The 20,990-nt window shown below is 71.3% G+C and carries 18 protein-coding genes and 3 pseudogenes; 15 read left to right on the top strand and 6 right to left on the bottom strand.

Annotation, left to right across the window (positions count from 1 at the left end; genetic code table 11):
* Positions 1-2: 2 nt before the first annotated feature.
* Positions 3-974 (top strand): hypothetical protein, encoded by a 972-nt coding sequence (locus tag ACK8N7_RS07610; RefSeq protein WP_403215662.1) that lies wholly within the window; start codon positions 3-5, stop codon positions 972-974.
* Positions 975-999: 25 nt separating this feature from the next.
* Here the strand turns inward: ACK8N7_RS07610 and ACK8N7_RS07605 are convergent, their stop codons facing one another.
* Positions 1,000-1,458: a DUF3093 domain-containing protein gene (locus ACK8N7_RS07605; protein ID WP_500441623.1), complete on the bottom strand. Its 459-nt coding sequence runs from the start codon at positions 1,456-1,458 to the stop codon at positions 1,000-1,002.
* A 58-nt stretch (positions 1,459-1,516) separates the two neighbouring features.
* On the opposite strand from ACK8N7_RS07605, the gene ACK8N7_RS07600 reads away from it, so the two are divergent.
* The 10 genes and pseudogenes from ACK8N7_RS07600 (at position 1,517) to ACK8N7_RS07555 (ending at position 10,105) form a co-directional block, all read left to right on the top strand.
* Complete coding sequence (locus ACK8N7_RS07600; RefSeq protein WP_015611957.1) at positions 1,517-2,101, top strand: PaaI family thioesterase; 585 nt, start codon at positions 1,517-1,519, stop codon at positions 2,099-2,101.
* Entirely contained in the window at positions 2,101-2,628 is a 528-nt protein-coding gene (dut, locus tag ACK8N7_RS07595) for a dUTP diphosphatase (protein WP_018488271.1), read from the top strand. Before ACK8N7_RS07600 ends, dut begins: the two co-directional genes overlap by 1 nt.
* 1 nt (position 2,629) lies before the next feature.
* A complete protein-coding gene (locus ACK8N7_RS07590) occupies positions 2,630-3,397 on the top strand; it encodes a DUF3710 domain-containing protein (protein ID WP_403215659.1) in 768 nt (255 codons plus the stop codon).
* Between the two features lie 323 nt (positions 3,398-3,720).
* Entirely contained in the window at positions 3,721-3,810 is a 90-nt protein-coding gene (gene kdpF, locus ACK8N7_RS07585; RefSeq protein WP_018516254.1) for a K(+)-transporting ATPase subunit F, read from the top strand.
* Between the two features lie 59 nt (positions 3,811-3,869).
* Positions 3,870-5,147: pseudogene (gene kdpB / locus ACK8N7_RS07580) on the top strand (potassium-transporting ATPase subunit KdpB); the annotation flags it as partial.
* Positions 5,147-5,266 (top strand): annotated as a pseudogene (locus ACK8N7_RS07575) (potassium-transporting ATPase subunit C); the annotation flags it as partial. The pseudogenes kdpB and ACK8N7_RS07575, both read left to right, overlap by 1 nt.
* Before the next feature lie 184 nt (positions 5,267-5,450).
* Complete coding sequence (locus ACK8N7_RS07570) at positions 5,451-7,994, top strand: DUF4118 domain-containing protein (protein ID WP_500441620.1); 2,544 nt, start codon at positions 5,451-5,453, stop codon at positions 7,992-7,994.
* 131 nt (positions 7,995-8,125) lie between these two features.
* On the top strand, positions 8,126-8,818 hold the full coding sequence (locus tag ACK8N7_RS07565; RefSeq protein ID WP_403215655.1) for a response regulator: 693 nt from the start codon (positions 8,126-8,128) through the stop codon (positions 8,816-8,818).
* A gap of 75 nt (positions 8,819-8,893) precedes the next feature.
* Positions 8,894-9,310: an OB-fold nucleic acid binding domain-containing protein gene (locus ACK8N7_RS07560; RefSeq protein ID WP_176725505.1), complete on the top strand. Its 417-nt coding sequence runs from the start codon at positions 8,894-8,896 to the stop codon at positions 9,308-9,310.
* A gap of 3 nt (positions 9,311-9,313) precedes the next feature.
* On the top strand, positions 9,314-10,105 hold the full coding sequence (locus ACK8N7_RS07555) for a DUF3159 domain-containing protein (RefSeq protein WP_403215653.1): 792 nt from the start codon (positions 9,314-9,316) through the stop codon (positions 10,103-10,105).
* Between the two features lie 103 nt (positions 10,106-10,208).
* Here ACK8N7_RS07555 and ACK8N7_RS07550 read toward each other — a convergent pair whose 3' ends face one another.
* Both ACK8N7_RS07550 and ACK8N7_RS07545 read right to left on the bottom strand, forming a co-directional pair.
* A complete protein-coding gene (locus ACK8N7_RS07550) occupies positions 10,209-10,895 on the bottom strand; it encodes a potassium channel family protein (RefSeq protein WP_403215651.1) in 687 nt (228 codons plus the stop codon).
* Positions 10,895-11,563, bottom strand: coding sequence for a potassium channel family protein (locus ACK8N7_RS07545; RefSeq protein WP_015611968.1), 669 nt, complete (start codon positions 11,561-11,563; stop codon positions 10,895-10,897). Before ACK8N7_RS07545 ends, ACK8N7_RS07550 begins: the two co-directional genes overlap by 1 nt.
* 322 nt (positions 11,564-11,885) lie before the next feature.
* Between ACK8N7_RS07545 and ACK8N7_RS07540 the strand changes: the two genes are divergently transcribed.
* The gene (locus ACK8N7_RS07540) at positions 11,886-13,934 is read left to right on the top strand and encodes an APC family permease (RefSeq protein WP_403215649.1); all 2,049 of its coding nucleotides are present in this window, start codon (positions 11,886-11,888) and stop codon (positions 13,932-13,934) included.
* A 191-nt stretch (positions 13,935-14,125) separates the two neighbouring features.
* The gene (locus ACK8N7_RS07535) at positions 14,126-15,454 is read left to right on the top strand and encodes a class I SAM-dependent RNA methyltransferase (protein WP_403215647.1); all 1,329 of its coding nucleotides are present in this window, start codon (positions 14,126-14,128) and stop codon (positions 15,452-15,454) included.
* Between the two features lie 558 nt (positions 15,455-16,012).
* Here the strand turns inward: ACK8N7_RS07535 and ACK8N7_RS07530 are convergent.
* The 3 genes and pseudogenes from ACK8N7_RS07530 to ACK8N7_RS07520 all read right to left on the bottom strand — a co-directional run.
* A pseudogene (locus tag ACK8N7_RS07530) lies at positions 16,013-16,381 on the bottom strand (contact-dependent growth inhibition system immunity protein); the annotation flags it as partial.
* A gap of 16 nt (positions 16,382-16,397) precedes the next feature.
* Positions 16,398-17,153: a transposase family protein gene (locus ACK8N7_RS07525; RefSeq protein WP_500441616.1), complete on the bottom strand. Its 756-nt coding sequence runs from the start codon at positions 17,151-17,153 to the stop codon at positions 16,398-16,400.
* 482 nt (positions 17,154-17,635) lie between these two features.
* Positions 17,636-18,709 (bottom strand): mannose-binding protein, encoded by a 1,074-nt coding sequence (locus ACK8N7_RS07520; protein ID WP_500441615.1) that lies wholly within the window; start codon positions 18,707-18,709, stop codon positions 17,636-17,638.
* 285 nt (positions 18,710-18,994) lie between these two features.
* Between ACK8N7_RS07520 and ACK8N7_RS07515 the strand changes: the two genes are divergently transcribed.
* Positions 18,995-19,675, top strand: coding sequence for a type VII secretion system-associated protein (locus tag ACK8N7_RS07515; RefSeq protein WP_500441613.1), 681 nt, complete (start codon positions 18,995-18,997; stop codon positions 19,673-19,675).
* Positions 19,672-20,970: a ricin-type beta-trefoil lectin domain protein gene (locus ACK8N7_RS07510; RefSeq protein WP_500441611.1), complete on the top strand. Its 1,299-nt coding sequence runs from the start codon at positions 19,672-19,674 to the stop codon at positions 20,968-20,970. Before ACK8N7_RS07515 ends, ACK8N7_RS07510 begins: the two co-directional genes overlap by 4 nt.
* The last annotated feature ends 20 nt before the right edge of the window (positions 20,971-20,990 follow it).

Below are 20,990 nucleotides of genomic sequence, written 5' to 3'. Positions count from 1 at the left end.
CCGTGGCAGGCGACACACCGTTCCGGAAGCGGCGCCCCTGGCGCCGGCGCGGACCGGAGGCGGAACAGGGCGGCACAGGCCCGGCACCAGGCGTCAGCCCGGCTGCCGAGCGGTCCGCCGCCCTGCCGGAGACCTCCGGTGTCTCCCGTCCCGGTGATTCCGGTACGTCCGACGACGAGCGGGGCCGTTCGGCCTCGCTCGAAGTGGCGGGGGCGGCAGACCTGCCGGAGCCGGGCGGAGAGACGGACCAGGCGGAGCCCACGACCGGGGCAGGCCGCCTGAACGCAGTGAAACGGGGGGTGCGCAGAGGCGGGGAGAGCGCCCGTGCCCTGGCCGGCCAGCTGGCCGACCGGATCATCGAAACGGCTCCCCGCGTCCCGGTGCGCGATCTCGCCACCCTGCGCAAGCACTTCCCCGGGCTGGGGCCCGAGGAGCTCGCCGACAAGCTGGTGGCGGGCGCGAGCCGGGCCAGCGCGACCGTGGGCGCCGGCATCGGCGCGGCCGCCATGCTGCCCGTACCGCCCGCCATGCTCGCCGAGCTGGCGGCGGAGGTCACCGGCGTCGCCGCGATCGAGATGAAGCTCGTCGCCGAACTCCACGAGGTCTACGGCCGCCGCCCGCCGGGCAATCTCGGCCAGCGCTCCACCGCGTATCTGACGTCGTGGACGGAGGAGCGCGGCATCGACGTCACCCGGCCCACCACGCTCAACGCGGCCCTGGGCGGCCAGATGAAGCGCGAGCTGCGCCAGCAGATCATGAAGCGCATGGCGCGCAACCTGCCCAACCTGATCCCGTTCATGATCGGCGCCGCGGTCGGCGCCACGATGAACCGCCGCGACACCCGCAAGCTCGCCGACCGGATCAGGAACGACCTGCGCAAGCAGCAGATCCCCTGGGACCGGCTCGTCGAGCTGCCCCCGCTGGAGCAGCCCGTGCTGCCCGCCGTGCTGCCCAAGGAGATCGAGGGCGGCTGAGCCCCCGGACGCGCGTAACCGGACCTCAGGCCGCCGGAACGGCGCTCAGCGCCGCCGCCAGGCCCCGCGGGTCCCGGGTGGAGAGGAAGACGTACGGAGTCGGGTCGTCCGGATCCGTGATCTCCACCCGCACCGCCGTCCCCACATAGCTGCGCAGCAGCATGAACGCGCGCGCGTCCGCCTTGTGCGTGCGCCAGGCGCGCGCCTCCTCCACGTTCAGCACCTCGGGCTCCCCGAGCGCCGAGAGCGGGATACGGGCGTCGCCCGCCACCAGCGCCCCGGCCACCACCCGGATCCGGGCGGAGCCGTAACTGCTCACCGCGGCGGCCGCCGCGGCCGTACCGCCGACCAGCCCGGCGAGCAGCGGCAGGGAGCCGAGCGGCAGAAGCATCAGCGCACAGGCGACACCGACCCCGAAGGCGATGAACCACCAGGAACGCGGTGCGGTGAGACGTTCGTCGAAGGGCGGTGCGGAAGGCTGCATGGAACCAAGCTTGGCACGGCGCGACCGGCACACCGCCGCGCGGGTAAGGTCTGCGCCTGTGAGTGGAACATCAGCAGCTCTGACACCCCCGGCCGACGCCGTCGCGCCGGTCCGGCACCCTGACGCCCCCGCCCCCGGGGAGCTCCTCGGCGCGCACTACGAGCACTGTTTCGGCTGCGGTGAGGGACAGCCGCACGGCCTGCACCTCCAGGCGCGGGCCGGCGAAGGCGTGAGTGTGACCGCCGAGTTCACCGTCAAGCCCGCCCACCAGGGCGCCCCCGGCCTCGCCCACGGCGGTGTTCTCGCCACGGCGCTGGACGAGACCCTCGGCTCGCTTAACTGGCTGCTGCGCACGATCGCGGTGACCGGACGGCTGGAGACCGACTTCGTGCGCCCCGTCCCGGTGGACACCGTGCTGCACCTCGACGCCCGGATCACCGCCGTGCACGGCCGGAAGATCTACTCCACGGCCACCGGCCGGATCGGCGGCCCCGAGGGACCCGTCGCCGTCCGGGCCGACGCGCTGTTCATCGAGGTCAAGGTGGACCACTTCATCGAGAACGGGCGGCCCGCCGAGATCCAGGCGGCCATGGCCGACCCGGACCAGGTCAAGCGTGCCCGAGCCTTCGAGGTGAACCCCTGATGCGCAGCCCCGTCGACGTACTGATCCGCCTGCTCGACCCGGACGTGCCGATTCCGGCGTACGGACACCCGGGGGACGCCGGGGCCGACCTGGTGACCACCGAGGCCGCCGAACTCGCCCCCGGCGAGCGCGTGGTGCTGCCCACCGGGGTCTCGATCGCCCTGCCCGACGGATACGCCGCCTTCGTGCACCCCCGCTCCGGCCTCGCGGCCCGCTGCGGAGTGGCCCTCGTGAATGCCCCAGGGACGGTGGATGCCGGGTACCGTGGGGAGATCAAGGTGATCGTGGTCAACCTCGATCCGCGCGAGAGCGTGCGATTCGAACGGTTCGACCGGATTGCCCAATTGGTTGTCCAGCAGGTCGAGAAGGTGCGCTTCCACGAGGTGGCGGAACTTCCCGGCTCGGCGCGGGCCGAAGGGGGCTTCGGGTCCACCGGTGGTCACGCGTCGGTGGACGTCGCCGAGGGCGGGATCACCCACGGTGGGAACAGCTACGCTTCGGTCGTATCCGACCGGGAAGGACAGTGACGTGTTCGGACGTCGCAAGAAGAGTGGTTCCGCCGAGGACGCGGCGGACGAGGTGCGCGAGGCCGAGCAGGTCGCCGACGAGGGTACCGACGGGGCCGCCGCAGGCGCCCGCCGGACGAATCTTCCGCCGGCCCCCCGGCCCGACGGACCCTGGGACCTCTCCGAGGTCTCCCAGCCCGGCGAGGGCCGGGTCGACCTGGGCGGCATCTTCGTGCCCGGTGTCGAGGGCATGGAGCTGAGGGTGGAGGTGGCAGGCGACGCGATCGTCGCTGCCACCGTCGTGCTCCGCGACAGCGCGGTCCAGCTGCAGGCCTTCGCGGCCCCCAAGCGGCAGGGTATCTGGGGCGAGGTCCGCGAGGAGATCGCCTCCGGCATCACCCAGCAGGGCGGCATCATCGACGAGGTCGAGGGCCCGCTGGGCTGGGAGCTGCGTGCGCAGGTCCCCGTACAGCTCCCGGACGGCACCAACGGTGTCCAGCTGGTGCGCTTCGTCGGCGTCGACGGCCCCCGCTGGTTCCTGCGCGGTGTCATCTCCGGCCAGGGCGCGGTGCAGCCGGAGGCCGCCGGGCTGCTGGAGACGGTCTTCCGGGACACCGTGGTGGTCCGCGGAGAGGGCCCGATGGCCCCGCGCGACCCGATCGTCCTGAAGCTGCCCAACGACGCCCAGATGGTGCCCGAGGGTGTCACGCAGGAGGAGCAGGAGGGCTCGAAGTTCTCCGGCGGCATGGGCCAGCTCCAGCGCGGACCCGAGATCACCGAGGTCCGCTAGCAGTACGTCAGCACAGCATCGGCCGGTGGGCCGCACCCTTCCAGGGGTGCGGCCCACCGCCCTTTTCGCGTCCACCCGTCCCGCCTCCCCCGGGGGGCGCGTACGGGGCGCGTATCGGGCACGTACGGGTGACATCAAGAGCCGGGCCGCTCCCGTAAGTAGTCTGTCAACGCGGCTGGTGGGGGCCGTTTCCGGCTGTTCGCTCAGGGGGTCCGAGAAACGGAACCCCCCTAGGAGCGCACGATGGCCGACACGGCCTTCGTCGCCACCACGATCGCGGTCTTCGCGCTGGTGGCTCTCGTCGCACGGGCGGTGGCCAAGCTGTGACCGCCGAGAACATCGTCGGCCTGATCGTGGCCGTCGCCCTGCTGGGCTACCTCGTCCTCGCCCTCCTCCACCCGGAGAGGTTCTGAGCCCGACATAAGCCCCCTTCTCGCCGGTCTGCTCCAGCTGCTCGCGCTCGTCGCGGCGCTGGCTCTGGCTCACCACCCTCTTCGCCAACCTCGCCGAGGCGGTGGCGGAGGGGCGGGGCCGGGCACAGGCCGACACCCTGCGCCGGGCCAGGACCGACACCGTCGCCCGCCGGGTCCTCGGCAGCGGCGAGGAACGGGTCGCCGGAACGGAGCTGCGCGTCGGGGACCTCGTGGTCTGCGAGGCCGGGGACACCGTCCCCGGGGACGGCGATGTGGTGGAAGGCGTCGCCTCCGTCGACGAGTCCGCCATCACCGGCGAGTCGGCACCGGTCATCCGGGAGTCCGGCGGCGACCGCTCGGCCGTCACCGGCGGTACGAAGGCGCTCTCCGACCGCGTCGTCATCAGGATCACCACGAAGCCGGGGGAGGCGTTCATCGACCGGATGATCGGCCTGGTGGAGGGCGCGGCGCGGCAGCGGACCCCCAATGAGATCGCCCTCAACATCCTGCTGGCCTCCCTCACGATCGTCTTCCTTCTGGCCGTCGTCACGCTCCAGCCCTTCGCCGTGTACGCCGGGGCCGAGCAGTCGATGATCGTGCTGACCGCGCTGCTGGTCTGCCTGATCCCGACCACGATCGGCGCCTTGCTCTCCGCCATCGGCATCGCGGGCACGGACCGCCTGGTCCAGCGCAATGGGCTGGCCATGTCGGGGCGCGCGGTCGAGACGGCGGGCGACGTGTCGACGCTGCTGCTCGACAAGACCGGCACCATCTCCGTCGGCAACCGGCAGGCCGCCGCGTTCGTACCGGTCGCGGGCGTCACGGAGGAGGAGCTCGCCGGGGCCGCACGCCTCTCCTCGCTCGCCGACGAGACCCCCGAGGGCCGTTCGGTCGTCGCCCTGGCCGACGAGCTGTACGGGCCCGGCGCCGACGCCGGGGGAGCACCGGCGGGCGCCGAGTGGGTCCCCTTCACCGCGCAGACCCGGATGTCCGGCGTGGACCTGGACGGCCGCCGGGTGCGCAAGGGAGCGGCCCGGTCCGTGACCGCCTGGGTGAAGGGCCGGGGCGGCAGCGTCGCCCAGGACGCGGACGCGCTCGCGGACCGTATCGCCGAAGCGGGCGGCACACCGCTGCTGGTGGCCCTGGAGGACATCCACGGGGCACGTGTCCTGGGCGTCGTCCACCTCAAGGACGTGGTCAAGGAGGGGATGCGGGAACGGTTCGGTGAACTGCGCCGGATGGGCATCCGTACGGTCATGATCACCGGCGACAACCCGCTGACCGCCAAGGCCGTCGCCGAGGAGGCGGGGGTCGACGGCTTCCTGGCCGAGGCGAGCGGGTGGCGGGGCTGGTGGCGGATCACACAGAGGGCCGGACCCTCGGCTTCGTCGGAGAGCCCCGGGCCAATGTCCTGAAGCTCAACATCGCCCTGAAGGAGCTGGTGAACACGGGCTGAGCGCCCCTCGACGCGGACCCGGCCGGAGCGGGCGGGTCCGCATCAGGGTTGCGTCAATACGCCCCTCACCTGCGCTCCCAGGTGCCGGGGCCACGGATTCGCGGAGTAGCGTCAAGAGCGGCAGCCGCACCTGGCGCCACCGGCCGCCGGCAGAGACGGCCGCACGGAAGAAGACAATGGGGCCATGGGACGCGGCACACTCCGGATCTACCTGGGCGCGGCACCGGGCGTCGGCAAGACGTACGCGATGCTCTCCGAGGCCCACCGCAGGGTCGATCGCGGTACCGACTGCGTGGTCGCCCTCGTGGAGCACCACGACCGGCCGCGTACCGAGGTGATGCTGCACGGCCTGGAACAGGTCCCGCGCACCGAGATCACCTACCGCTCCGCCGTCGTCACCGAGGTGGACGTCGACGCCGTCCTGGAGCGCGCCCCCGCCGTGGCCCTGGTGGACGAACTGGCCCACACCAATGGGCCCGGCTCCCGCAACGCCAAGCGCTGGCAGGACGTCGAGGAGCTGCTCAAGGCCGGGATCGACGTCATATCCACGGTCAACATCCAGCACCTGGAGTCGCTGGGCGACGTCGTGGAGTCGATCACCGGCGTACGCCAGCAGGAGACCGTCCCGGACGAGGTGGTGCGCCGGGCCGACCAGATCGAGCTGGTCGACATGTCGCCCCAGGCGCTGCGCCGCCGGATGGCGCACGGCAACATCTACCAGCCCGACAAGCTGGACGCCGCCCTCTCGAACTACTTCCGCCCCGGCAACCTGACCGCCCTGCGCGAGCTGGCCCTCCTCTGGACCGCGGACCGGGTGGATGAGTACCTCCAGCAGTACCGGGGCGAGCACGACATCCGCACCACCTGGCAGGCCCGCGAACGCATCGTCGTCGGCCTCACCGGCGGCCCCGAGGGCCGCACCCTCATCCGCCGCGCCTCCCGGATGGCCGCCAAGGGCTCCGGCAGCGAGATCCTCGCCGTCTACATCGCCCGTAGCGACGGGCTGACCTCCGCCTCGCCCAAGGAGCTCGCCGTCCAGCGCACGCTGGTCGAGGACGTCGGCGGAACGTTCCACCACGTCATCGGCGACGACATACCCGCGGCCCTCCTGGAGTTCGCCCGGGGGGTCAACGCCACCCAGATCGTGCTCGGCTCCAGCCGCCGCAAGACCTGGCAGTACATCTACGGGCCCGGGGTCGGCGCAACCGTCGCCCGGGAGTCCGGCCCCGACCTCGACGTCCACATCGTCACCCACGAAGAGGTCGCCAAGGGCCGCGGACTGCCCATCGCGCGCGGCGCCCGGCTCGGGCGGGCCCGGATCATCTGGGGCTGGCTCGTCGGCGTCGTCGGTCCGGTCCTGCTCTCCCTGCTGCTGCTCAGCCTCGACAACGGTCAGGGCCTCGCCAACAACGTCCTGCTCTTCCTCTTCCTGACCGTCGCCGCCGCCCTGCTCGGCGGCCTGCGGCCGGCCCTGGCCTCGGCAGCCGTCGGCGTCATGCTCCTGAACTACTGGTTCACCCCGCCCACCCACACCCTGACCGTCCAGGACCCGGAGAACTTCGTCGCCATCGTGATCTTCTTCGCGGTGGCGGTGGCGGTCTCCTCGGTGGTGGACCTGGCGGCCCGGCGCACCCACCAGGCCGCCCGGCTGCGCGCCGAGTCGGAGATCCTCTCCTTCCTGGCGGGCAGCGTGCTGCGCGGCGAGACCGCCCTGGACGCCCTGCTGGAGCGGGTCCGCGAGACCTTCGCGATGGAGTCCGTCGCCCTGCTGGAGCGGATCAGCGACGTCGACCCGTGGACCTGCGCCGGATCCGTCGGGCCCGCCCCGGTCGCCCGGCCCGACGACGCGGACGTGGACATGCCGGTCGGCGACAACATGGCGCTCGCGCTCTCCGGCCGGGTGCTGCCCGCCGAGGACCGCCGGGTGCTCGGCGCCTTCGCCACCCAGGCGGCCGTCGTCCTGGACCGCCAGCGCCTGGTCTCGGAGGCCGACCGGGCCCGCAGGCTCGCCGAGGGCAACCGGATCAGGACCGCGCTGCTCGCCGCCGTCAGCCATGACCTGCGCACCCCGCTCGCCGGGATCAAGGCCGCCGTCAGCTCGCTGCGCTCCGACGACGTCGCCTGGTCGCCGGAAGACGAGGCCGAGCTCCTCGAAGGCATCGAGGACGGCGCCGACCGGCTCGACCACCTGGTGGGCAACCTGCTGGACATGTCCCGTCTCCAGACCGGCACGGTGACCCCGCTGATCCGGGAGATCGACCTCGACGAGGTCGTGCCGATGGCGCTCGGCGGGGTCCCCGAGGGCAGCGTCGACCTGGACATCCCCGAGACGCTGCCCATGGTCGCCGTCGACCCGGGGCTGCTGGAGCGGGTCGTTGCCAATGTGGTCGAGAACGCCGTCAAGTACAGCCCCGGTGGGGAGCGCATCGTGGTGGCCGCCAGCGCACTCGGCGAACGCGTCGAGCTCCGGGTCGTCGACCGCGGACGCGGCGTCCCCGACGAGGCCAAGGAGCGGATCTTCGAGCCTTTCCAGCGGTACGGTGACGCCCCGCGCGGCGCCGGAGTGGGCCTCGGCCTCGCGGTCTCCCGGGGCTTCGCCGAGGCCATGGGCGGCACCCTGGACGCCGAGGACACCCCCGGCGGCGGGCTGACCATGGTCCTGACGCTCACCGCGGCACCCGGCCGGGCCCAGGCCGGGGCCGCCCTCTCCGCGGGGGCCACCTCATGACGGACCCGCCGCGCACCGGCGTACGCCCGGCCCCACCCCCGCGTACGCCCCGCACCGCCCCCGTACACCCCCGCCCCGTACACCCCCGCTCACATCCCGCACAGCCCGTACTGCAGAAAGGCAGGTCCGCGATGACCCGGGTGCTTGTGGTCGACGACGAGCCGCAGATCGTACGCGCCCTCGTGATCAACCTGAAGGCCCGCCACTACGAGGTCGACGCGGCGCCCGACGGGGCGACCGCCCTCCAGCTCGCCGCCGCCCTCCACCCCGACGTCGTGGTGCTCGACCTCGGGCTGCCCGACATGGACGGGGTCGAGGTGATCAGGGGCCTGCGCGGCTGGACCAGGGTCCCGATCCTCGTCCTCTCCGCGCGCCACACCTCCGACGAGAAGGTGGAGGCCCTGGACGCGGGCGCCGACGACTACGTCACCAAGCCGTTCGGCATGGACGAGCTGCTGGCCCGGCTGCGCGCCTCCGTACGCCGCTCGGAACCGGTCGGGCAGGACGTCACCGGGGACATCGCGATCGTGGAGACGGCCGGCTTCACCGTCGACCTGGCGGCGAAGAAGGTGCACCGTGAGGGCCGCGACGTCCGGCTCACCCCCACGGAATGGCACCTGCTGGAGGTCCTCGTCCGCAACGGTGGCCGCCTGGTCAGCCAGAAACAGCTCCTCCAGGAGGTCTGGGGGCCCTCCTACGGCACCGAGACGAACTATCTGCGGGTCTACATGGCCCAGCTGCGCCGCAAGCTGGAGGCGGACCCCTCGCACCCCCGCCACTTCGTCACCGAGCCGGGCATGGGCTACCGCTTCGAGCGCGGCTGACGCTCACCGGCTCACCCTTTCGAGTGGTCCACCCAGGCCTCCGTGCACGCCCCGCAGGACCGGTACCCTTCGGTTATGAGTGCTGTTCCCCGACACGAGAAGGCCGGCAGGGCGGAGAGGCCTTCCGGGCGCTTCCGCCGTATGCTCGACCGGCTCTCCAGCTCCCAGGAGGACCTGGAGTCCCAGGAGCTGCGGGAGGACGCCCAGGCCACCGGATGCACCCGTATCTCCGAGTGCTCCGACCGCCAGATCGTGAAGGTGGCTGGTACGTTGCGGACCGTCACCCTCCGTCCCCGGGCCGGAGTGCCCGCCCTGGAGGCGGAGCTCTTCGACGGCACCGAGCCGCTGGACGTGGTCTGGCTCGGCCGGCGCTCCATCGTCGGCATAGAGCCCGGCCGCAGGATCATCGCCTCGGGCCGGGTCGCCATGAGCCACGGGCGCCGGGTGCTGTTCAACCCCACATACGAACTCCGACCGCTCGGCAAGGAGTAGCCGGTGACGTCTCTCGACAAGCCGACGTCCGAAACGGACCAGACCCACCTCACGGGCCCGCAGCACGCCGGCGGGAAGCACGCCGCCCAGCAGGACACCGCGTCGAAGGCGGTCACCGAAGCCGCCCTCTTCGAAGCGTTCGGCGGTGTGCGCGGCATGGTGGAGACAGTCCTCCCCGGGCTGCTCTTCGTCACGATCTTCACCATCAACAAGAACCTGCACATCTCGGCCATCGCGGCCCTGGCCGTGTCCCTGGCCCTGGTCGCCGTACGGCTGATCCGCCGCGACACCGTGAAGCACGCCTTCAGCGGCGTCTTCGGGGTGGCCTTCGGTGTCGTCTTCGCGATGATGACGGGCAACGCCAAGGACTTCTACCTGCCCGGCATGCTCTACACCCTGGGGCTGGCCATCGCCTACCTGGGCACGGCCGCCGCCGGGGTGCCGCTGATCGGTCTGATCCTCGGCCCGGTCTTCAAGGAGAACCTCTCCTGGCGGACCCGTAACCCGGGCCGGAAGAAGGCGTACACCAAGGCCAGTTACGCCTGGGGCCTCATCCTGCTCGCCAAGTGCGCGATCCTCTTCCCGCTCTACTGGTGGGCCGACAGCACCCAGTTCGGCTGGGTGCTGATCGCGCTGAAGATCCCGCCGTTCCTGCTCGCGGTCTATCTCACCTGGGTCTTCCTGGCCAAGGCGCCGCCGCCCATCGACGTCTTCGCCGAGATGGAGGCCGAGGAGCAGGCCGAGAAGGACCGCAAGGCGCAGGCCGCGGCGGCCCTCCGCAACCCGGAGGCGTAGGACGTAGGCATGAAGGAGGGGCCCGTAGCCGCAGTGCGGTTACGGGCCCCTCCTATACCCTCACGCGCTCATAATGCTCACGCGTCGGCCTTACGGCTACGCGTCAGCTGTCGGACGAGAGGTCCGGGTCGCGGCGGACCGACAACAGGTCCTCCAGCTGCTCCTCGCGCGCCTGGGCGGCCACGAACAGCAACTCGTCACCGGCCTCCAGGGTCTCCTCGGCGCTCGGCGTCAGCACGCGCGTCCCACGGATGATGGTCACCAGCGAGGTGTCCTCGGGCCATGCCACGTCACCGACCCGGGTGCCGGCCAGCGCCGACTCCGGCGGCAGCGTCAGCTCCACCAGGTTGGCGTCGCCGTGGCTGAAGCGCAGCAGCCGGACCAGATCGCCGACGCTCACCGCCTCCTCCACCAGGGCCGACATCAGCCGCGGGGTCGAGACCGCGACATCGACGCCCCAGGACTCGTTGAACAGCCACTCGTTCTTCGGGTGGTTGACCCGCGCCACCACCCGCGGCACGCCGTACTCGGTCTTCGCGAGCAGCGAGACGACCAGGTTCACCTTGTCGTCGCCCGTCGCCGCGATCACCACGTTGCACCGCTGCAGGGCCGCCTCGTCCAGCGACGTGATCTCGCAGGCGTCCGCGAGCAGCCACTCGGCCGACGGGACCCGCTCCACCGAGATGGCACTGGGCGCCTTGTCGATGAGCAGCACCTCGTGCCCGTTCTCCAGCAGCTCGGCGGCGATGGAACGGCCCACCGCGCCCGCCCCGGCAATCGACACACGCATCAGTGACCGCCCTCCTCGGGACCCTCGGCGAAGGCCTCTTCGACCTTGGCGATCTCGTCCGTACGCATCATCACGTGGACCAGGTCGCCCTCCTGCAGGACGGTCTGCGAGGTCGGCAGAATGGCCTCGCCCAACCGGGTGAGGAAGGCGACGCGGACGCCGGTCTCCTCCTGGAGGGTGCTGATCCGGTGGCCGATCCAGGACGGCGTCGTGTGCACCTCGGCGAGCTGCACACCCCCGCTCGGATCGCGCCACAGCGGCTCTGCGCCCGACGGCAGCAGCCGCCGCAGCATCTGGTCCGCCGTCCAGCGCACCGTCGCCACGGTCGGGATGCCGAGCCGCTGGTAGACCTCGGCCCGCTTGGGGTCGTAGATCCGGGCCGCGACATTCTCGATGGAGAACATCTCGCGGGCCACCCGGGCGGCGATGATGTTGGAGTTGTCGCCGCTGCTGACTGCGGCGAACGCGCCGGCCTCCTCGATCCCCGCCTCACGGAGGGTGTCCTGGTCGAAGCCGACCCCGGTGACCCGGCGGCCGCCGAATCCGGACCCGAGGCGGCGGAACGCCGTGGGGTCCTGGTCGATCACCGCGACCGTGTGCCCCTGCTGCTCCAGGGTCTGTGCGAGTGCGGCTCCGACGCGCCCGCAGCCCATGATGACGATGTGCACTGTGCGCCTACCTCGCCGTCCTGGTCATCCGGCTGACCTGCGAAAACACGCTGCTCACACTTCTCTCTCAGCTTGCCGGGCAAACAACGGGGCAACCACCTTCGGCGTTGCCCGGATATGAGCTTATGCCGCCCTGCCGCCGTTGCCTCATCCGCGTCCGCGTTCCCTTCGACACGTGGGCAAAGGGGGAGTAAAGGCGCTGCGCCCATCGCAAGGATTCCGTTAAGGATTGCGGCCGGTTTCTGCTCCTACCGCAGGAGAGAGCGGGGCCACGGCGATCAGACGGCCGGGAGCGGTCCTGGCTCCGCTTACGATCCTCAGCGTGTCCAAACTGACCGACCTGCCCAAAAGGATTCTGATCGGCCGGGCGCTGCGCAGCGACAAGCTGGGGGAGACGCTCCTCCCCAAGCGCATCGCCCTCCCCGTCTTCGCATCCGACCCGCTGTCCTCGGTGGCGTACGCACCCGGAGAAGTCCTCCTCGTGCTGTCCATCGCGGGTGTGTCGGCGTACCACTTCAGCCCGTGGATCGCGCTGGCCGTCGTGGTCCTCATGTTCACGGTCGTCGCCTCCTATCGGCAGAACGTCCGCGCGTACCCGAGCGGTGGCGGCGACTACGAGGTCGCCACCACCAACCTCGGGCCCAAGGCCGGACTGACCGTGGCCAGCGCCCTGCTGGTCGACTACGTCCTGACCGTGGCCGTGTCGATCTCCGCCGGTGTGGAGAACCTGGGCTCCGCGATCCCCTTCGTCATCGAGCACAAGACCCTCTGCGCCGTCGGCGCGATCGTCCTGCTCACCTTGATGAACCTGCGCGGGGTCAAGGAGTCCGGGAAGCTGTTCGCGGCCCCGACGTACCTCTTCGTGGCCGGCGTCTTCCTCATGCTGCTGTGGGGCGCGTTCCGGGGACTGGTCCTCGGCGACGCGATGCAGGCCCCGACCTCCGAGCTGGAGATCAAGCCCGAACACCAGGGACTCGCGGGCTTCGCGCTGCTCTTCCTCCTCCTGCGCGCCTTCTCCTCCGGCTGCGCCGCCCTCACCGGGGTGGAGGCGATCAGCAACGGGGTGCCCGCCTTCCGCAAGCCGAAGAGCAAGAACGCCGCGACCACGCTCGCCATGATGGGCCTGCTCGCCGTCACCATGTTCTGCGGAATCATCGCCCTGGCCATGACCACCGACGTCAAGATGGCCGAGAACCCGGCGGTCGACCTGCTCCGCGACGGCGTCCCGGTCGGCGAGAGCTACACCCAGGACCCGGTGATCGCCCAGGTGGCCGAGGCGGTCTTCGGCCAGGGCTCGTTCCTGTTCATGATGCTTGCCGCAGCCACCGCGCTGGTCCTCTTCCTGGCCGCCAACACCGCGTACAACGGCTTCCCGCTGCTCGGCTCGATCCTCGCCCAGGACCGTTACCTGCCGCGCCAGCTCCACACCCGCGGCGACCGGCTCGCCTTCTCCAACGGCATCGTGCTGCTCGCCGCCGCCGCCATCCTGCTGGTCGGGATCTACGGAGCCGACTCCACGCGCCTGATCCAGCTGTACATCGTCGGCGTCTTCGTTTCCTTCACCCTCAGCCAGACCGGCATGGTGCGGCACTGGAACCGCCTGCTGGCCGACGAAGGGGATCAGTCCAAGCGCCGCCACATGGTCCGATCCCGCGCCATCAACGCCTTCGGCGCATTCTTCTGCGGTGTGGTCCTGGTGATCGTCCTCGCCACCAAGTTCACCCACGGCGCCTGGGTCGCCCTGCTCGGCATGGTGATCTTCTACGGCACGATGACCGCGATCCGGAAGCACTACGACCGGGTCGCGGCCGAGATCGCGGCCGACGAGACCCCCGCGGACGAGAGCGTCCGCCCCTCCCGCGTCCACGCGATCGTCCTGGTCTCCAAACTCCACCGGCCGACCCTGCGCGCCCTCGCCTACGCCAAGCTGATCCGCGCCGACCACCTGGAGGCGCTCTCCATCAGCGTCGACCCGGACGAGACGAAGGCCCTGCGCCAGGACTGGGAACGGCGCAACATCGACGTACCGCTCAAGATCCTCGACTCGCCCTACCGCGAGGTGACCCGCCCGGTCATCGAGTACGTCAAGGGGCTGCGCCGCCAGAGCCCGCGCGACGTGATCAGCGTCTACATCCCGGAGTACGTGGTCGGCCACTGGTACGAGCACCTGCTCCACAACCAGAGCGCCCTGCGCCTCAAGGGCCGCCTGCTCTTCACCCCGGGCGTCATGGTCACCTCCGTCCCCTACCAGCTCCAGTCCTCCGAGGCCGCGAAGAAGCGTGCGAGGAAGCGGGCGGACTGGAACCCTCCGGGGGCGGTGCGCCGGGGCCCGGTGGAACGCCGGCACAAGGAGCCGAACCGGAAGGGATGAGGCGGGGGTCCTCCGGTCGGCGGGCCGGGGCCGTCACGGGCCGTGCGACGGGACATGCGACGGGACATGCGACGGGGAGTCGGCTTGTGGTAAGCACTCCGACCGCACCCACGTAGACTGGTGGGCTGTTGTCCGGACGCGTACGCCCGTCCGGCTCGCCGTCCCTTCCCCCCTCCCTGGAGCCTCCCCTCATGCAGAACGAACCCACGTCGTCGCTGGTCGGGGAGGAGTACGAGGTCGAGGTCGGTCCCGTCGCACACGGCGGCCACTGCATCGCCCGTACCGCCGAGAACCAGGTCCTCTTCGTCCGCCACACGCTCCCCGGCGAGAAGATCATCGCCAAGGTCACCGACGGCGACACGGACTCCCGCTTCCTGCGGGCGGATGCGGTACGGATCCTGGAGCCGTCCAAGGACCGGGTCGAGGCCCCGTGCCCGTACGCCGGCCCCGGCATGTGCGGCGGCTGCGACTGGCAGCACGCCAAGCCCGGCGCGCAGCGCCGCCTCAAGGGCGAGGTGATCGCCGAGCAGCTCCTTCGCCTGGCGGGCCTGACCCCCGAGGAGGCCGGCTGGGACGGCACGGTCATGCCCGCCGAGGGCGACAAGCTCCCGCCGGGCGAGGTCCCCGCCTGGCGCACCCGCGTCCAGTACGCCGTCGACGCGGACGGCCGGGCGGGCCTGCGCAAGCACCGCTCGCACGACGTCCAGCCGATCGACCACTGCCTGATCGCCGCACCCGGAGTCTCGGAACTCGGCGTCGAGAAGCGCGAATGGCCGCAGATCGCCGCGGTGGAGGCCATCACCGCCACGGGCTCCCACGACCGCCAGGTCATCCTCACCCCGAAGCCCGGCGGCCGGCTCCCGTTGATCGAGCTGGACAAGCCGGTCTCCGTACTCCGCGTCGAGGAGCACGACGGCGGCGTCCACCGCGTCCACGGCCGCGCCTTCGTCCGCGAACGCGCCGACGACCGCACCTACCGCGTCGGCTCCGGCGGCTTCTGGCAGGTCCACCCGCAGGCGGCCAACACCCTGGTCCGCGCGGTCATGCAGGGCCTGCTGCCCCGCAAGAACGACACGGCCCTCGACCTCTACTGCGGCGTCGGTCTCTTCGCCGGAGCCATCGGCCAGCGCATCGGCGAGAAGGGCGCGGTGCTAGGCATCGAGTCCGGCAAGCGCGCGGTCGAGGACGCCCGCCACAACCTGAAGGACCTGGACCGCGTCCGCATCGAACAGGGCAAGGTCGACCAGGTCCTGCCCCGCACGGGCATCACCGAATGCGACCTGATCGTCCTGGACCCGCCGCGCGCGGGCGCGGGCAAGCAGGTGGTCAAGCACCTGTCGGGCCTGGGCGCCCGCAAGATCGCCTACGTGGCCTGCGACCCGGCGGCACTGGCGCGGGACCTGGCGTACTTCGCGGAGGGCGGGTACAGGGTGCGGACGCTGCGGGCGTTCGATCTGTTCCCGATGACTTCGCATGTTGAGTGCGTGGCGATTCTGGAGCCTGCTGCAAAGGGGCTCTGACCTGCAGTTTTCCCGGGGTTCTCAGGCACGGCGGGATGCGCTCGACATGTTTCCCACCGGACACGACGTGGAGCGCGCGGCCGTCCAGGCACACTGCTCTGACCTGCGGTTTCACCCAGGAGTGCAGGGGCAAGCAGTCTGCGGCAGCCTTCGTTGGGAATGGCGCACGACGGGCTCGACGCTCATCTGACGCTCGTTCTTATGGTGCGTCAGATGAGCGTCGAACCCACGGCGCAGTACGGGTCGTCGCGTCATCATCGAGGAGAGGTTTCTTGGCCGCCGCGAGCCATCTGGCCGCCCGGGTGGCCAGGTCGATGTAGCCGTCCTGGCCCCGTCGGTGAGGTCAGGGCGCTGAGATACATCCGCCTTCGGACTGCGGATCGCCTGCGTCTCCGCCGGGTTGCTCTGTTGAGGCCCTGGCGATGTCCTCAGAGGACTGCGGTCACCGGCCGGTCGGACCTTCAGGTGGGGTCTCGCGAAGGCTCGGCCCTGCGATGCTGTCCACGTTCGTGCCGTCTTGCGGCTGTGGAGCGCCCGTCCCTCGACCGTCCAGCCGGATCAGACGCCGGACAGCGTCGCCGCCAGCGACTGGAACCAGGCGCCGTGGGAGAACGGTTCCGGCGGGCCCACCTCCATGCCGAGTTCGGCGGCAGCCAGGGCATAGTCCCCCTCGTCCAAGGGGAGGGCGAGCAACTCGTGCAGTTGACCCACGAGGCGGGCGACCAACTGCGGGTTTGTGGTGTCGGCGTAATCCGCGACCGCGGCGTCGTGGCCGGGGAACTCATCGACGATGTCCTGGGAGAACCAGCCGCCCAGTAGTTGCGCGGTCTCCGGGAAACGCGCGTGCCACTCCCAGTGCGTCTGCGGGGACGATGACTCCGGGACGTCGCCCTCCTCGATGCTCCTCTTCAGGCGATCGGCCAGCACTGAGCCTTTTCCGACCTCATGTTGAGGCGTGGTGGAGGACGAGGACTGCCTTCACGATGTCGGTGATCCGGTTGGTGCTGCAGCTGAGCTTCCGCAGGAGGCGCCAACCTTTCAGCACGGCCATGGCCTGCTCGCCGACGCAGCGGATCTTGGCGTGACTGCTGTTGTGCCGTCGCTTCCAGCGCTTGAGCCGGCGGCCCCGGAAGGGGACTCGAATGTGCCGGCCGGCGCCTTGGTAGGCCTTGTCCGCCCAGCACTTCAGTCCCGCGGCCGCGAGCGCGTCGACGATGCCATGGCTTCGGGCCGCGGTCAGGTCGTGAGTGGCTCCGGGCAGAGCCGGGGAAGCCCGGAGCAGTCGGCCGAATGGGTCGGTGAGGACCTGGACGTTCATGCCGTGCCGCTTGTGTTCTCCCGAGTAGTAGGGGGTGTCGGCGGCGATCCGGTCGATCGGCAGCAGAGTGCCGTCCAGGATCACGAACGCTTTCGTCCGGGCCGTCTCCATCGCCTGGGCCAGGGTTGGTGCGCGAGCGGCCAGGACTTCGATGGCCTCGTGTATGTACCGGCAGACGGTCGCGATGCCGATTCCGAAGCCGGCGGCAAGCTGGGCGTAGGTGTCGCCGCACCGCAGGTGGGCCAGGGCGAGCAGGGCCTGGCGGTCGGCGGGCAGGCGTCGCCACCGGGTACCGGTCTCCCGTCGCCGGACTGCAAGCTGCTCGGCCAGGTGCTGCAAGGTACTGCTGGAAAGATCGATCGACGACGGGTAGGCAAGCACGCGAAGCTCGTGGCGGACACGGGTGATCTTGGTCGAGAACCCGTCTACCAGGAGCTTCGTCGTTCCGTACAGCCCGCACCGACCAACACCACAGCCCCACGGGCAGGTTGAAAAAGGCTCAGTGGCACCAGGACGGCCGTCGACCGGAACCTGCCCAGCAGGGCGGTGAACTCCAGCCGCCGCGCGGTGACGAGAGGATCCTCGGCCGACACGGGCGCGGCCGGGCCGATGCCCGGTTCTGCCGGAGTCCTCGATCGCGGAGGTCCCGGCTCGGCGGGAGAGCTGTCCGCCGGTCCTCCCGCTTCATCGGGTCGCCCTACCGGCCCGGACATTTCCGCATACTCCGCAAGCCGCGACTTCGGGATGTTCGGCCGGGGCTCTCCGCCTGCCTGGCCTTCGCACTCAGACATGGTTCACATCATCACATCTGCAATGTGGGCAGGACAATGCGAGACCCCGGGGCCGCCCCGTCGGCCGACGCGTCAGGTCGACCAGACCACCCTGCCGTTGTGCACGATGACCACCTTGGCGTCCGGGCGGAGGAGCATCTGGGCGCCGCCGAAATCGTGGGTCTTGGACGCCCAGATCGCGCGGTCGTCGCCGTTGTGGATGACCAGGTTGCCGTCGGGCTGGAAGATCGCCCGGTGGTTCTGGCCGAAGGTCATGGCGGCCCAGATGGGCTTGTTCTGCTCGTTGTAGACGACGAGGTTGCCGTCCTGCTGCATCGTCATACGGATGCGGTTGGTGGCCCAGGACTGGCCGACCCCGATGGAGCTGGTCGCGGAGACCGTCTGGGTGCCCCAGTTCGGCTTCGGGGCCGCCGCCTTGGGCTTCGGTTTCGGGGAGGCCTTCGGCTTCGGCTTCTCGGTGGGGGCGCTCGTGCTGGGCTGCGGGGCGGGGGCGGCCGGGGCGGGGGCGGCCTTCGGTGGGGTGATCTTCTTCTGTTCGGTCGCGGACGGTGTGGGTTTCACCGCCACGTAGTCCTCCAGAGCAGCCGGAGCCGTCTCGGGGTTGAGGACCGTGTCGGCGCTCCCGGCGACCGGTGCCGTCCCGGTGTTACGGGGTCCCTCGTCGTTCGCGCTGCCCATCAGGAGCACGGGGATCGCGACCAGGGCCGCGCCGACGAACACGGCCCCCGCCAGGACCGGGGTGCGGGGGCGGCCCCTGTCGACCGCCGTGAGTGTCTTGGTCTCCGGCGCGGTTCCGACGGCCGCCGCCAGGGCGGCGCCCTCCGCACGGGCCTCCTCGGGTTCCTTGGCCGTCTCGGCCGTGGGCGAGGGCTCCGACGGGGTGGCGGGCTCGGCCGTGGGCGAGGGCTCGGCCGACGCGCCGGGCTCGGGTGTGGCGGGCGCCTTCGCTTCCGGCTCCTCCGCGGAAGAAGCGGCGGGCTCCGGCTCCTCCGTGGCAGAGGGGGCGGGCGCCGTCTCGGCCTTCGGCGGAGCGGCCGGGGTCTCCTCCGCCGGTGCGGTGGGCGGTGGGGGCGCAGGGGTGGACTTCTCCGCGCGGGCGGTGGCTGCCGCGGTGCTGGCGCCGGGGGTGGGGGGCTCGGGGGGCATGCGGTGACTCCTCCTCGGTGGCGCGCCCAAGGTAGCCCCTCGTGGGGAGGGTGGGCGGTGTCTCGGCCCTTACGCTCCCGCCGCTTTGTCCACCTGCGCCTCACTGGTCCCGGAAAGTTCTCTGTTCGGGCAGCAAACGGGCACGTGGCCAGGCCATTCGGATCTCCTGCCGCACGCCGTCATCGAGGCTCGTATGACATCCTGTTGGCTTCCCGATCTGATCACTGTCGGCGGTACGCGTATACCGCTCGGCGCTCAAGAATTCGTACGGAGCCAAGAGTTCAGGTGGAGAATCCGACCGGAGAGCCGCAAGAGGGCCCGCAGGGCGTTCCGTTGGCCTTTCCCGATGCCTCCCTGGTGCCGGATGCCGTGAAGGACGCAGCCCGTCGGGCGCCGGGGCACTGGATCGGGATCGTCGATCCGGAGTGGACCGAGGAGCGGACGCCGCCGGAGTGGGCCGTGCTGGGGGAGTGGCAGTCTGACGCGAGCGGGGACGTGGGGGAGTACCGCTCCAACCCGGCGTACCGGCCCTCGGCCCGCGTTCTCGGGTGGCCGGAGCCCACTGATCCGGTCGACGCGGCGGCTCAGCGGGCCGCGACCGGATACGGCACGGTCGACGAGGCGCTGGCCGCTCTCGCGGAGGCGGATGTCACCGTCGTGCGCGGGCCGGACGGTGGGCCGCTCGTGGCCGCCGGGCGGGACGGGGCGCCGGTGGTGCTCCTGTTCACCTCGTCCGCACATGAATTCATGTCTGCGGCACTTCACCATGACACGCTGTCCGCACGGGAGCTGGCCAGGTCGGTGACGGCCGCCGGCGCCCTGTTGTCGGTCAACCCCGGTGCCGCGGCACCCCTGCTCGTCCCGGCCGACAGCCTTCTCGGGCCCCTGGACCCCGTCCCCGTGGCCGGGACGGGCGGCCCCCATTCCACCGAACCCTGGCCCCACACCACAGGGAGGACCCCGTGACGCGTTCGTCGTCGTCCCAGCAGACCCCCGTTTCTCCTGAGGCTCGTACGGAGTCCGGTGCCGAGGGTGAGGGCACAGCCGTGAACTCCGCCGCCGGCGCCGCTCCCGTCGCCTCCGGCGGTTCCGGTGCTTCCGCCGTGCCTGATACGGCAGCCGCGCCCGATTCCGAGCCCGCAGAGGCGAAGACCGAAGCGGCCGCCGCCCCGGAGGCCCCGGAGACTCCGAAGCCCCCGGAGGGTGAGAAGTCCGGAGCGTCCAAGTCCCCTGAGACCGCGGCCAGTACCGCCGGCACCGCAGCCGCCGAGCCCGGGTCCGCCGCGACCCCCGGGGCCCAGGCCGGATCCCCCGACTCCGACCCCGACCCCAGTGCCTCCGCCGCCGCCCAGAGCCGGCTCCCCGCCCTCGTACGGACCATGAGCGCCACCGCCATCGGCCGGCGGCAGCAGGAGGCCGGTCCGGTGGGGCGGCCGGGCAAGGCCGCACTCGCGGGCGCGGCGGTCGTGGGAGCGCTGCTCGTGTCGGTGCCCTTCCTCGTCCTCGCCGGGAACAACGACGACGGGCCCAAGCGGACGAACGCGGCCGCCGCCGGGACCGTCCTCGACGGGAGCGGGCAGGAGGCGCCGGGCGAGTTCGCCGTCACCGCGCCCGAGACCAGCGCGTCCGCCGAGGACGAGAACGGGAAGAAGGGGGAGAAGAGCAAGGACGGGGAGCCGGAGACGGCCGGCAACCCCGTGCCGGTCATTCCCCCGGCCGCCGGGCCGTCCGGTGGCGGCAAGGACGCGCCGAAGAAGGAAGCCGCCCCCAAGGCAGCGCCGAAGAAGGCCGACAGCCCGACGGCCCAGCCCAAGAATGCCGGCGGCGGGGCGAAGAACCAGCCCGCCAAGGCGGGGCCCGCCGTGACCCTCAGCGGGCCCGTCTCCTTCCGCAGCCATCTCTCCGGCCGCTGCCTCGACGTGCCCGGCCACAACTTCAACGACGGCCAGCCGCTGTTCATGTGGGACTGCAACGGCGCCGACGCCCAGAAGTGGCGCTTCGCCTCCGACGGCACCATCCGGGCCAAGGACAAGTGCCTGGACGTCGCCAACGCGAACTTCAACAACGGCTCCCGCATCCAGCTCGCCTGGTGCAACGGCTCCGCCGCCCAGAAGTTCGCCCTTAACGGTGCCCACGACCTGGTCAACACCGTCGTCGGCAAGTGTGTCGACATCCCGAACCACAGCCGGGGCAGGGGCCCGGAGACCTATCTGATCCTGTGGACCTGCACGGGCCTCGACAACCAGAAGTGGAGCGTCTGACCGGAGCTCCCGGGGACCGC

Source organism: Streptomyces griseobrunneus (assembly GCF_046713465.1).
Lineage (GTDB): Bacteria > Actinomycetota > Actinomycetes > Streptomycetales > Streptomycetaceae > Streptomyces > Streptomyces microflavus.
This window is presented reverse-complemented; position numbering and strand designations above follow the sequence as displayed.

What these genes read in the sequence shown, in the direction of transcription:
- ACK8N7_RS07535 (WP_403215647.1), top strand. Translation starts at nt 14,126, where the DNA reads ATGCAGAACGAACCCACGTCGTCGCTGGTCGGGGAGGAGTACGAGGTC.
- ACK8N7_RS07520 (WP_500441615.1), bottom strand. Translation starts at nt 18,709, where the DNA reads ATGCCCCCCGAGCCCCCCACCCCCGGCGCCAGCACCGCGGCAGCCACC.
- ACK8N7_RS07605 (WP_500441623.1), bottom strand. Translation starts at nt 1,458, where the DNA reads ATGCAGCCTTCCGCACCGCCCTTCGACGAACGTCTCACCGCACCGCGT.
- ACK8N7_RS07565 (WP_403215655.1), top strand. Translation starts at nt 8,126, where the DNA reads ATGACCCGGGTGCTTGTGGTCGACGACGAGCCGCAGATCGTACGCGCC.
- ACK8N7_RS07570 (WP_500441620.1), top strand. Translation starts at nt 5,451, where the DNA reads ATGGGACGCGGCACACTCCGGATCTACCTGGGCGCGGCACCGGGCGTC.
- dut (WP_018488271.1), top strand. Translation starts at nt 2,101, where the DNA reads ATGCGCAGCCCCGTCGACGTACTGATCCGCCTGCTCGACCCGGACGTG.
- ACK8N7_RS07550 (WP_403215651.1), bottom strand. Translation starts at nt 10,895, where the DNA reads ATGCGTGTGTCGATTGCCGGGGCGGGCGCGGTGGGCCGTTCCATCGCC.
- ACK8N7_RS07560 (WP_176725505.1), top strand. Translation starts at nt 8,894, where the DNA reads ATGAGTGCTGTTCCCCGACACGAGAAGGCCGGCAGGGCGGAGAGGCCT.